12 protein-coding genes and 1 pseudogene are annotated in these 10230 nt (G+C 70.0%); 2 read left to right on the top strand and 11 right to left on the bottom strand.

The window, feature by feature from the left end; genetic code table 11:
• Window positions 1–100: 100 nt before the first annotated feature.
• From FNH04_RS02070 to FNH04_RS02040, 6 genes are all read right to left on the bottom strand, one after another.
• On the bottom strand, window positions 101–487 hold the full coding sequence (locus tag FNH04_RS02070) for a fic family toxin-antitoxin system, toxin component (RefSeq protein ID WP_322722433.1): 387 nt from the start codon (window positions 485–487) through the stop codon (window positions 101–103).
• Entirely contained in the window at window positions 484–780 is a 297-nt protein-coding gene (locus FNH04_RS02065) for a type II toxin -antitoxin system TacA 1-like antitoxin (RefSeq protein ID WP_194236508.1), read from the bottom strand. Before FNH04_RS02065 ends, FNH04_RS02070 begins: the two co-directional genes overlap by 4 nt.
• Before the next feature lie 133 nt (window positions 781–913).
• The gene (locus FNH04_RS02060) at window positions 914–1663 is read right to left on the bottom strand and encodes a class I SAM-dependent methyltransferase (protein WP_322722430.1); all 750 of its coding nucleotides are present in this window, start codon (window positions 1661–1663) and stop codon (window positions 914–916) included.
• A gap of 861 nt (window positions 1664–2524) precedes the next feature.
• Window positions 2525–3079 carry a DUF3291 domain-containing protein gene (locus FNH04_RS02050; protein ID WP_152779691.1) on the bottom strand — a complete coding sequence of 185 codons (555 nt, stop codon included), beginning with the start codon at window positions 3077–3079 and terminating at the stop codon, window positions 2525–2527.
• 31 nt (window positions 3080–3110) lie between these two features.
• A complete protein-coding gene (locus FNH04_RS02045) occupies window positions 3111–3872 on the bottom strand; it encodes a helix-turn-helix transcriptional regulator (RefSeq protein WP_322722428.1) in 762 nt (253 codons plus the stop codon).
• 154 nt (window positions 3873–4026) lie between these two features.
• On the bottom strand, window positions 4027–5778 hold the full coding sequence (locus FNH04_RS02040) for a SpoIIE family protein phosphatase (RefSeq protein ID WP_152779689.1): 1752 nt from the start codon (window positions 5776–5778) through the stop codon (window positions 4027–4029).
• A gap of 408 nt (window positions 5779–6186) precedes the next feature.
• Between FNH04_RS02040 and FNH04_RS02035 the strand changes: the two genes are divergently transcribed.
• The gene (locus FNH04_RS02035) at window positions 6187–6594 is read left to right on the top strand and encodes a four-helix bundle copper-binding protein (protein ID WP_152779687.1); all 408 of its coding nucleotides are present in this window, start codon (window positions 6187–6189) and stop codon (window positions 6592–6594) included.
• Window positions 6595–6674: 80 nt separating this feature from the next.
• Here the strand turns inward: FNH04_RS02035 and FNH04_RS02030 are convergent.
• The 3 genes and pseudogenes from FNH04_RS02030 to FNH04_RS02020 form a co-directional block, all read right to left on the bottom strand.
• Window positions 6675–7004, bottom strand: a pseudogene (locus FNH04_RS02030) (IS630 family transposase); the annotation flags it as partial.
• The gene (locus FNH04_RS02025) at window positions 6898–7887 is read right to left on the bottom strand and encodes a DUF6397 family protein (protein ID WP_152779685.1); all 990 of its coding nucleotides are present in this window, start codon (window positions 7885–7887) and stop codon (window positions 6898–6900) included. The pseudogene FNH04_RS02030 and the gene FNH04_RS02025, both read right to left, overlap by 107 nt.
• A gap of 128 nt (window positions 7888–8015) precedes the next feature.
• Window positions 8016–8429, bottom strand: coding sequence for a roadblock/LC7 domain-containing protein (locus FNH04_RS02020; protein WP_152779683.1), 414 nt, complete (start codon window positions 8427–8429; stop codon window positions 8016–8018).
• A 94-nt stretch (window positions 8430–8523) separates the two neighbouring features.
• On the opposite strand from FNH04_RS02020, the gene FNH04_RS02015 reads away from it, so the two are divergent.
• Window positions 8524–8952: a PPOX class F420-dependent oxidoreductase gene (locus tag FNH04_RS02015; protein WP_152779681.1), complete on the top strand. Its 429-nt coding sequence runs from the start codon at window positions 8524–8526 to the stop codon at window positions 8950–8952.
• A gap of 27 nt (window positions 8953–8979) precedes the next feature.
• Here the strand turns inward: FNH04_RS02015 and FNH04_RS02010 are convergent, their stop codons facing one another.
• Together FNH04_RS02010 and FNH04_RS02005 are read right to left on the bottom strand one after the other, a co-directional pair.
• Window positions 8980–9585, bottom strand: a complete 606-nt coding sequence (locus tag FNH04_RS02010; protein ID WP_152779679.1) for a GTP-binding protein — start codon at window positions 9583–9585, stop codon at window positions 8980–8982.
• Between the two features lie 218 nt (window positions 9586–9803).
• Window positions 9804–10217, bottom strand: a complete 414-nt coding sequence (locus FNH04_RS02005; protein WP_152779677.1) for a DUF742 domain-containing protein — start codon at window positions 10215–10217, stop codon at window positions 9804–9806.
• Window positions 10218–10230 lie beyond the last annotated feature (13 nt).

The raw sequence follows: 10230 nt of genomic DNA, 5'->3' as shown, positions 1-10230 counted from the left end.
CGGCCACGTCGTGGCCGGCCGCCTCGGGTCGACGAAACCCATAGGGCAGCCCGCGTCAGGTTGGCCGGGAGCGCAAGGCCTGTTCCGCGGAAGGACGTAGTCAGGTGACGGTCCAGGTCCGCAGCCGGCGGGCAATCCGGGCGACCCCGAGCGCACCGGAGGCGGCATCCCGAACGAGCATGACAGCCCCCTTGGGCGGATAGTCGAGACGGAATCCGTGGAGGAAGAGAAAGGCCTCGGCCGCGTGCCAGGCGAAGGCCTCGTTGGAATGCTCCAGACACGGCAGTTTCGCCAGGGTATGCAGCAGCGCGGCAGCCTTGAGGTGCAGCGAGCCGTAGATCTCGGTCTCCAGGCCCCGGGCATTGACCCGCCCGACAGCGGCATAGAGCGGTCCGTAGTCGTCGATCTGGGGATCGCCGTCCAGTTGCTCGGCGGCGTGCAGCAGGAACATGACGTCGAGCGGGTGGAACGGCTCCGGCTGGGTCACGCCGCGTGGCCTCGCTCCTGTTCGCCGATCTCGCGCAGAGCCTGCTGCTCGGCTTCCCTGTGCTCAGTGGTCGGGTCGATGCTGCCGGGCTCGGCTGCGAAGGCCGCGCTGCTGCGGGCCATCGAAGCCCTGAAGCCCTCCAGGAACCGCTGCTCGACCGCGGTGGCGCGGTCGTAGGCGGCCGACAGGATGTACTCCTGCATGCTGACACCCTGCTGCTTTGCGGCTGCCGCGATCGCCGCCTGCTGCCGAGGGTCGGGGAAGCGCAGGTTCATCGCTTTCGGGTTCGACATGACACCTACGGTACCAGCGGTACCAGGCAAGGGGACCGTCGCTGGATGGCACTTCCCTACCCGCTTGGTTCTGGCTCAGATCTTGGGGAGCGGTAGCGGAGGGTGACCCCGGGCCTTCTCAGGGGAGAGGCGGTCAGGTGGTTTGGAGTCGGAAGTGCAGCAGGCCGGTGGCATCGTCAGGGGCGGGCTTGCCGTCCGGATCGGTGACCTCGGTCACGGTCAGGCCGGCGGTCGTGACCAGCTTCTCGAACTGGTCCCGGGTGTACCAATGCATGATCCACGGGCGCTCTTCGATGGTGCTGTCTGAGCCGTGGTGCCGTTCGTAGCGGAGAAGCGACGTCTGTGTCCGGGCTGTCTCGTCGCGTTGCTCGGCGACGACGGACACCCGGAGCTCGGCGCCGTCAGGTGCGGCGGCCGTGCGCACCCGGCCGATCTGCTCGGCGGGGGTCGGTGCGGGGGTGAACAGGGGTACCAGGGCGGTGCCGCCCTCAGCCAGGTGAGCGTGGATGCCGCGCAGGGCGGCGAGCGCCGTGGCGTCATCGGGGAGCAGGGTGAAGGTCGGCCCGGCGAGGAAGATCGCCTGGTAGCGGCGGGGCAGGTCCAAAGCCTCCATGCGCTGGTGGAACACGGTGGCACGGATGTCTTGTTCGTCTGCCTGGCGTCGGAGCCGCTCCAGCATGTCGGCGGAGGAGTCGACGCCGTCGACCTCCAGGCCGCGTCGGCGCAGTTCGAGCAGGGGCTCACCGTCTCCGCACCCCAGCTCCAGTGCCGGCATGCCCGCTTGCTGAATGAAGGCTGCGTAGGGTTCGGGGTCCTGGGAGAAGGACTTCAGCGGTCCGTAGAGTTCCGCGACGATGCCGGTGTAGAAGTCAGCTGGGTCCACGCCCGCCACCCTACGCAGCCCCTTCCGTACGTTCACTTGAATATCGCCAGCGCGCGCCGCCCACGTAGCGCAGCACGGTGTTGAGCCCCAGCCCAGGTGCCGGGCGGTCGCCCGGCGCGAGTGGCCCTGCGCGAGCAACTCGTGGACCAGGGCGTGCGCGGCCGTCTCGGGGGCAACTGCAGCACCGATACGAGAGCCGGCTGAGCGGGCGACAGCCCACGCCGCCCGTCAATCGGAAACCAGTGGGCGAAATCAGCATCCGTGAACAAGCCATCCAGCCGATCACGCACCCACATCGCCGCCGAGCCGCTGAGGATTGCCGACCCACGCCCTCCGCACCACCAGGGCAGCACCACCTCGAGCCGGTGGCCCAGAGCCTGTTCGGCTTCGTCGAGCCGTCGTCGGGAGGTTGAGCCGGAGCAGAGCCGCGGCGGGCCAGCCGGTCAGGCTGCGGGCGACGTCGCAGCGGAAGGGGAACTCGCCACTGGACGGCACCGTGTTGATACGCCGTTGATCGGTGCGCGCCGATTTCCCGGTGATCTCGGGAATGTCGGTATCGGTGCGGCGTTCGTCGGCACTTCCTGCTCGCCCGCCAGTGCCGCGCCAGCCTCTGGCCCGACCTCGCCTGCGCCTCCCCGCGCGCACCGCGGAGGCGTTTATCAGGGTGATGGAGTCGCCCAGTTCGCTGCCGTCGATGACGTCGGCGAAGGTGCGCCGGCAGGCGCCCAGGTCGTGGTGCCCGACGGAATGGGGCGCCTGGATGCCGCCGCCTGGAGGGCGACCTCGTCCACTCCCTCGCCGCCGCCCTGCTGGACCGAGCGTCCCCTCCCCTGGACCGCCGAAGCGTCCCCGGCGGGTGCGCTACACCGCCGCCGCATCCCCGGCAGGTGCCGGCCGCGTGCTCCGGGCAGCCTGCTCAGGCTGCGCCGGCGGCACGGCCTGAAGGTACTGGGCGGCCTCGGCGGCGGTGTAGGAGGAGGCAAAGGTGAACGCCCGCGGGGACGGCCCATGCGCCCGCAGGTCCGCCAGCCGCTCCAGAGCCTCCCCGACGGTCGGGAGGTGACCGGCTGGAACCCACCAGAGCACCAGGTGCGCCTCGACGTGCCGCTCGAACCAATCGCGACGCTGCCGCACCACCTCCAGGTGCCCGCTGCGGTAGGTGAAGTCCCACAGGGCCTCCTGGGTCTCCCACACCGACAGGTTGACGATGACGTCATCGCCCGCCGGGCGCAGGCCGGTGGCGTCAGCCGCCCCCTCCTCCACGAGCCGCCACACGAAGCCGGGCGCGTCGTCGGCGGCGGCGTTGACCGGGTCGAGCATCTCGACGAACGGCGCCATGCGCAGGTCGTCGAGGGGGTGGCGGAGTGTGGCGACGTTGAGCTCGGCGAGGTGGGCGGCACGCGCGGATGCGGTCATGGCCATATCCCAGCACGGCCCGCTTTCTATGTCAATCACGATTGTTTTTAGAAATCTCGACCACCACGCAGCACTCCCCCGGCCGGGCGTCCATGCGGGCACGGACGGGACCGTCCGTGCCGAGCAGCCCCTCCAGCAGCGCGAGATTCATGCCGCAGACGAGCGGCGGGAAGCGTTCGGCGACGGCATGGAAAGGGCAGTTGCGCATACGGACGACGCGTGCGGTTGCCCCGGTCGCCCCCTCGACACCTTCGATGCCCTCGACGCCCTCGACACCTTCGATGCCCTGGACGCCCTGAACGCCCTTGGTGTCCTCGGTGTCCTCGGTGTCTTCCAGGTGCGGTTCGTAGCCGCGGGCGGCCAGCATCCCCATGGCCTCTTCGAGGCTGCCGCAGGGCGCCGCCGAGCCGCGCAGGACCTCGCCCCGGCGGCGCGCCGCCGCGCAGAGCCCGGCGTCCAGCCCGGCCTGCTCGGCGGCCTCGGCGAGCAGCTCGGCGGCGGTGCGGTAGTCGCGGGCCGGCAGCGACACCGCCCGCTCGACCCGCGCCCGCTTGTACACCTTGGCCGGACGGCCCGCCCCCGGCCCCGAGCGGCCCGTCAGGCGGCGGCTGCCGCTCTCCAGCAGCCCCGCCTCGGCCAGCCTGTCCAGATGGTGCGCGGCGAGCGTGCGCGCCACCCCCGCCGCCTCGGCGGCCTCGTTACGGCCGACCTCGCGGCCCTGTGCCGCCACGTACTCGTACAGACGGCGGCGCACCGGATCCTGCAAGGCCGCGATCGCGTCGATGTCCTCCACCCGGCCATTCTAGGAACAACACGGGTAGGAGATAGAAGGGTGGCAACACCCACTCCACCAGGCCCGCCCAGACGACAACCTCGCCTTGGGAGATACGAGGGAAAGCGTATCTATTGAGCCGTGCAGACACGATGCCCGCATTGCACGGCGCCGTTCACTGCCCGTGCCCAGGCGCGCCGGGTTCCGCCTTTCGGGCGGGGGCGCGCAGGGCGAGGAGGGCGACGTCGTCGTCGTTGTCGGCAGGGCGGACCCGGCGCAGCAGCTGGTCGGTGAAGGAGGCGAGGTGGCGGTGGGCGAGGGCGGCTGCGTGTTGGCGCAGTCGGTTCAGGCCCGTGTCGAGGGTGTGGCCGCGCGCTTCGATGAGGCCGTCGGTGTACAGCACCAGGGTGGATCCGGGCGGGAGGGAGGCGGTGGCGTCGGGGCGTGGTGCACTGGCTCCGGTGCCCAGGAGTATGCCGTGGCCGTCGTCGAGGTAGCGGGCCAGGCCGTCGCGGCTGATCAGCAGCGGCGGGGGGTGGCCCGCGTTGGTCCAGAACAGCTGCCAGTGGCCGTCGTCCGCCTCCTCGATCCGGGCGAAGAGCATGGTGGCCATGGTGACGTCGGTGATGTGCTGGATCGCCTCGTCGAGCCGTTCGACGATCCGGCTGGGCGGTTCGTGCTGGGACCAGGCGTAGGCGCGGAGCATGTTGCGTACCTGTGCCATGCCGGCCGCGGCCTCCAGATCATGGCCGACGACGTCTCCGATGGCGAGGGCGGTGGATCCGTCGGACAGGGGGAAGGCGTCGTACCAGTCGCCGCCGACCTGTGAGGCGTCGGGTGCGGGCAGGTAGCGGGCGGTCATCTGCAGGCCCGGCACACCCGGCATCTGGGGCAGCAGATGGTTCTGCATGGTCTCGGCGACCTTGCGCTGGCGCTGGTAGAGACGGGCGTTGTCCAGGGCGAGGCCGACACGGCGCGCGATGTCCTCGATCAAGGGGAGGTCGGCAGCGGTGAAGACCACCGGGTTCTCGGCGCGGCCCAGGGTCAGGGCCCCCAGGACTTCGCGTGTACTGCGGATGGGTGCGATCACTGCGGAATGCATGCCGGTGATGTCGAACAGGCGGCGTTGCTCGACCGCGATGCCGGAATCCGGTGTCCGCTGGTAAGTCTGCGGACCGGCCACGGTGGAGGACACGCCGCGCAGGGCTCTGGACAGGGGCATGGACGATTCTTCGGGGACTGGCGGCATCGGACCCTGCAGGTCCTCGCGGCGTGCGAGGGTGTCGCCGTCGGCGTGGACCACGACGGTGCGCCACACCTCGTCACGCTCGGTGATCAAATCGACGACGGCCCAGTCCGCCAGCCGGGGCACGACCAGGGCCACCAGCCGGCGTAGCGCCTCGTCGACGTCGAGGGTTGAGGTCAGCTGCGCGGTGGTCTCGGCCAGCAGGGCCAGTCGTTCGAGCTCCGGCAGCGGCTTTGCCGCGGGCTCCAGTTGCAGGCTGGTCTCCTGCGGACGCTCGGGGGTGTGGAAGACAACGAGCGTGCTTCTGCCGTTGTCGCCGATGTCGTACGGGGTGATCAGCCAGGAGATGGGCAGCACAGAGCCGTCTGCGCGGGCGAAGTAGTCCTCGTCGGCCTGGGCCGTGTGCCCGGCGTGGAACGCCTGCCGCATGGCGCATTGGGTTCTCGGCAGCGGCTGGCCGTGGGGCCCACGGTGCAGCAGGTCGTGCGCGTCATGGCCGAGGAGATCTTCGGCGGACCAGGCCAGCAGCTGTTCGGTGCGAGCGTTGACGGCGATGATGCAGCCCTGCTCGTCCACGAGGTACGCCCCGGTCCCGATGGCTTCCAGCGCTCTGGTGACGTCGGCAGCAGGCGTCTGCAGAGACCGCTTCTGGACCGTCTCCGCATGCTCCGGCCCCGCCATTTCTGACCTCCTTCGGCCGCCGCCCCGCTCGCTGCCGCAACGGAACGTCCGCCGCGTGGGTTCTCTCCTGCCTGGTCTTCTGCCTGCTCTTTCCGTATGCCCCCGCAAGGGGAAGCCTCACGTCATCGGACAGCTTGGATGATCTGCACCCCCGTGCCACCGGATGACGTCGGTGACCACCTCCCTGACAACCGCCGGCACTGATCGGCCGCAGATACTCGGAACACGCGTTTCGCCTCGCATTGCTGGGCCGTCCACGACGCGCCTCGGGGCTTTCCCAGGAGAACAGGGATCCCCGGGCGTGTTTGTTCTGCCAGGCCGGAGCCAACCCGGCGAAGAGCCGGGGTCTGAAGAGGTGCGGCCGTTCCCGGCCCCGCCGGCCTCCGGCAGCGAAAGGAGCGATCCGTGATGGCCACGGTCAAGGACATGCTCGCCACCTACCCGGCCGACCTCGGTGACGTCGACCGCGACAAGCTCACCAAGTGCATCGAGGAATGCATCGCCTGCGCCCAGGCGTGTACGGCGTGTGCGGACGCCTGCCTGTCCGAGGGCATGGTGGGCGAGCTCACCAAGTGCATCCGCACCGACATGGACTGCGCGGACATCTGCAACGCCACCGCGTCCGTACTGTCCCGGCACACCGGTTACGACGCCAACATCACCCGCGCGATCCTCATGGCGTGTGCCACCGCCTGCAAAGCCTGCGGCGACGAGTGCTCTACGCACGCCGACATGCACGAGCACTGCCGTCTGTGCGCCGAAGCCTGCCGCTCCTGCGAGCAGGCATGCAACGACCTGATCCAAGCTCTCGGCTGACCTGCCAGGTCGGACAGGGACCGTCTGGGGCTGTCGGCCGTTGATCCGGCGGCCCCGGCGGCGCGCGAATTGAGGTCGGGCGAGTACGCGGGCAGCAGGAACACCGTCAGCCGGTCACGCTCGGCAATCAGCTCACTCATGTCGTGGGAGACATGGGTGTTCAGGCGGTCCCACACCAGCACGATAGGCGCCTTGACGAGGTGGTGGACACCGTCGACCAGCGCGACGAAGCCCCGCTCGCCTGAGCTCTGGAGGGGCCTGCTCGTCTCGGTCGTCCAGGAGGGCCGGTTCCTCAAACGCGGGTCAGGGGTTACCGCGCCGGAACCAGCCGAGCAGGCCGCGTGGTTTCTCCGGTGGCTCGGCGGGCTTCGCCGCCTCCCCGGCTGCGGGTCCTCCAGGCAGTGCGGCACTCGATGCCACGCCTCCAGGCGCCGCCTGCTGGACAGCGCCCGGCGACGACGCTTTCAAACCCGGTCGTGGCGCCGCCCGGTGCTCGCGGGCCTCGGCAACGGTCTGTCGCAGGTCGGATCGCAGCCATTCGATCTCGTCGGGATCCTCCGCCGTCGTAATCGTCGCGGCGACCTGGGCAGCCGGTGAGTCGGGTGCTCCGTGGGCGGGCCGCGCGGGCCGGAGGCGGTTCACGTACGCGCGCTCGTAGGGGTCCCGGACGATCTCCGCGACCTGGACGGGGTCGAGCAGTGACGCCACGGCGGCGGCCCGCGCCCACGGATCCCCGGCCTGGCGCAGCAGGAACCCGAGATGGCGTCCCCGCCAGTTGCGGGGACGGAGGTCCAGGCCCTCCTCCAGCTGATCGCGCAGCCCCTCCGGTGTACGGCCGCTGAGCAACGGGGCGTTCTTCTCGTCAGCCGCGAACTGCCGTAGTTCCTCTGCCAGATACAGCCAGACCACGGCCCTGTAGCGATTGAGGTAAAAGGTCACCGGTACCACCTGGCCCAGACGGGCGAGGCGGGTGAACCGGGCGCTGGGCACGTTCATCAAGGCCGCGCCGTCCGCCGTGCCCACCGTCTTGACGCGCTCCCTCAGCGTTTCGGGAAAGCCGGCCTCGGAGCGTACGCGCTCGATCTCCGCGCGGGTGACGCGAGGGCCGCCGCCTCCGTCGTCGACGGTCCGGATACGTCCGAGGTGGACGGCGAGGTCGAACTCGGCCCGTTTCAATCCCAGTTCCCGTGCGGCGCGGGAGGGTGAGAGCAAGAGGCCGTCGCGTACTTCGGCGCGGGCCGGGGCGGCGGGCGTGGTGGACGTGACGGAACGCGTGACGGTGTTGCCGGACATGGCGGTTCTCCCCCGTGCGGTGACGTACGGGCGCTGGTCTGCGCCCGCTTCGGAAAAAACCGTAGCCGGTTTGCCGAACCTCGTGGCGAGCCTGTGGATAACTCCGTGGGCGGCGATGAAGTGGCAGGTCAGAGGTCTATGGCGGGCGCCCGCTCCGGTTGGCGCGCGGCCACGTCGAGGTGTTCACCGACACGGTTCACCAGCAGAGCCATCTCGTAGGCGATCTGGCCGATGTCGGCTTCCGCGGCGCTGAGCACGCACAGGCAACAGCCCTCGCCGGCCGCGGTGACGAAGAGCACCGCGTCGTCGAACTCGACCATGGTCTGGCGCACGTCACCGGCGCCGAAGTGGCGCCCGGATCCCCTGGCGAGGCTGTGCAGTCCGGACGAGACCGCGGCGAGGTGTTCGGCGTCCTCGCGCCTGAGTCCCGTGCTGGCGCCCGTCACCAGCCCGTCGCTGGACAGCACCAGGGCGTGCCGTACGTGCACGACGCGTTCGGTCAGGTCGTCCAGCAGCCGGCTCAGTCGCGCCTTCTGCGGCATCTTCGGTTCTCCCCGTGTTGTTGTTCCCCCTGGCTGGAGGATCCGACGAATCAGCCTTCCCCACCTCCGCCGTGCGGGCAAGCAGGATGGGTACATGGCACAAAAGATGACCGACGAGCAATGGCGGGCCTTCGTCTCGTATGGCACCCGCACCGGCAAACTGTCGACCGTCCGCGCCGACGGGCGACCCCATGTCACTCCGATCTGGTTCTTGCTGGACGGTGACGACGTGGTCTTCAACACGGGCAAGGACAGCGTCAAGGGGCGCAATCTGGCCAGGGACGGCCGCGTCGCCCTGTGCGTGGACGACGACCGGCCACCGTACGACTACGTCGTCCTGGAAGGCAGGGCCGAGTTGTCGGAGGACCTCGACGAGGTCCGGCACTGGGCCACGCGGCTCGGCGCGCGCTACATGGGCGAGGACCGGGCCGAGGAGTTCGGTGCCCGCAACGGGGTTCCGGGCGAACTCCTCGTCCGGGTACGGGTCGACAGGGTCCTGGCGTACACGGCCGTTGCCGACTAGGGCCCGGGCCCCCGGGGCCGGCCACTGTCAGCCCACGGAATCGAGCAGCCGGGCGGTGTGCATCCGCCCGGCGTACTCGACGAGCCGTATCAGCACCTCCTTGCCGGAGTCGCGGTCACGGGCGTCACAGAGCACCACGGGCGTTCCCTGGTCGAGGTCGAGGGCGCACGACACGTCCTGGACGCCGTACGTGCGGGCACCCTCGAAGCAGTTGACGGCCACGACGAAGGGGATGTGCCGGTGCTCGAAGTAGTCCACCGCGGGGAAGCAGTCCTCGAGCCGGCGGGTGTCCGCGAGGACGACCGCGCCGAGTGCGCCTTGCGCCAGTTCGTCCCACAGGAACCAGAACCGGTCCTGGCCCGGGGTCCCGAAGAGGTACAGGGACAGGCCGGACCTGATGGTGATGCGCCCGAAGTCCATGGCCACGGTCGTGGTGACCTTCTGGTCCACGCCGTCGGTGTCGTCCACCGACCTGCCTGCCTCACTCAGCTGTTCCTCGGTGCGCAGCGGCCTGATCTCGCTGACCGCCCCCACGAGGGTGGTCTTGCCCACGCCGAAACCACCGGCGACCAGGATCTTCAGCGCCAGGGCGGACGTGTCACCGCCGGTGGCGTCGGAGTGCTCGGAGAGCATCGATCACCTTCTCTCGGGAGTGCCGGTTGCGGTCGGCGTCGGGAAACGGATGCGAAGCCAGCATCATGGCAACTCCCGTACTTCTCCGAGGCGTTCGACCGATTCTTGAGCGACCCTGACCGACTCGCTCTTGTTCGGCCCGGATGGGTACGGAAGTGGGTCCGAGGGGATGCCCCTGTGCGTCGGCCAGGGCCTGTCCGCCCCTGATCCCTCAGGTCCTAGAGCGCCCTCAGTCCGTCGATCACCTCGCGCAGGATGCGCTCGTCGGGCAGTTGCGCGGGCGGTACGGGACGGCTGACGGTCACACAGCCGAGCTCCAGGAGGTCGCCGAGGAGCACGCGCACGACGCCGACGGGCAGGTCGGCGCCGGCGGAGAGTTCGGCGACCGACTGCGTCTCGGCCCGGCACAGGTCGACCAGGGCCCGGTGTTCCGGGCCGAGCGACGTACCGGCGTCGCGTGCTGCTCCGGGGTCGAGCGTGACCAGGGCTATCAGGTCGAAGCGCACACCGGTGGGACCGGGCTGGGTGCGGCCGCCCGTCACCGCGTACGGGCGAACCAGCGGTCCGGCCTCGTGGTCGTACCACTGGCTGCCCGGCGGGGACTGCGGTGTGTGTGCTCTGTCCTGGATCATCTGCGCGGGCCGT

This window comes from Streptomyces phyllanthi (assembly GCF_009377205.1).
Lineage (GTDB): Bacteria > Actinomycetota > Actinomycetes > Streptomycetales > Streptomycetaceae > Streptomyces > Streptomyces phyllanthi.
The sequence above is the reverse complement of the archived record's forward strand: the minus strand, read 5'-3'. Positions and strand labels throughout refer to the sequence as shown.

Coding starts and splice junctions, on each gene's coding strand:
- FNH04_RS02065 (WP_194236508.1), bottom strand. CDS start 780: ATGTCGAACCCGAAAGCGATGAACCTGCGCTTCCCCGACCCTCGGCAG.
- FNH04_RS02050 (WP_152779691.1), bottom strand. CDS start 3,079: ATGACCGCATCCGCGCGTGCCGCCCACCTCGCCGAGCTCAACGTCGCC.
- FNH04_RS02040 (WP_152779689.1), bottom strand. CDS start 5,778: ATGGCGGGGCCGGAGCATGCGGAGACGGTCCAGAAGCGGTCTCTGCAG.
- FNH04_RS02035 (WP_152779687.1), top strand. CDS start 6,187: ATGGCCACGGTCAAGGACATGCTCGCCACCTACCCGGCCGACCTCGGT.
- FNH04_RS02025 (WP_152779685.1), bottom strand. CDS start 7,887: ATGTCCGGCAACACCGTCACGCGTTCCGTCACGTCCACCACGCCCGCC.
- FNH04_RS02020 (WP_152779683.1), bottom strand. CDS start 8,429: ATGCCGCAGAAGGCGCGACTGAGCCGGCTGCTGGACGACCTGACCGAA.
- FNH04_RS02015 (WP_152779681.1), top strand. CDS start 8,524: ATGGCACAAAAGATGACCGACGAGCAATGGCGGGCCTTCGTCTCGTAT.
- FNH04_RS02010 (WP_152779679.1), bottom strand. CDS start 9,585: ATGCTCTCCGAGCACTCCGACGCCACCGGCGGTGACACGTCCGCCCTG.
- FNH04_RS02005 (WP_152779677.1), bottom strand. CDS start 10,217: ATGATCCAGGACAGAGCACACACACCGCAGTCCCCGCCGGGCAGCCAG.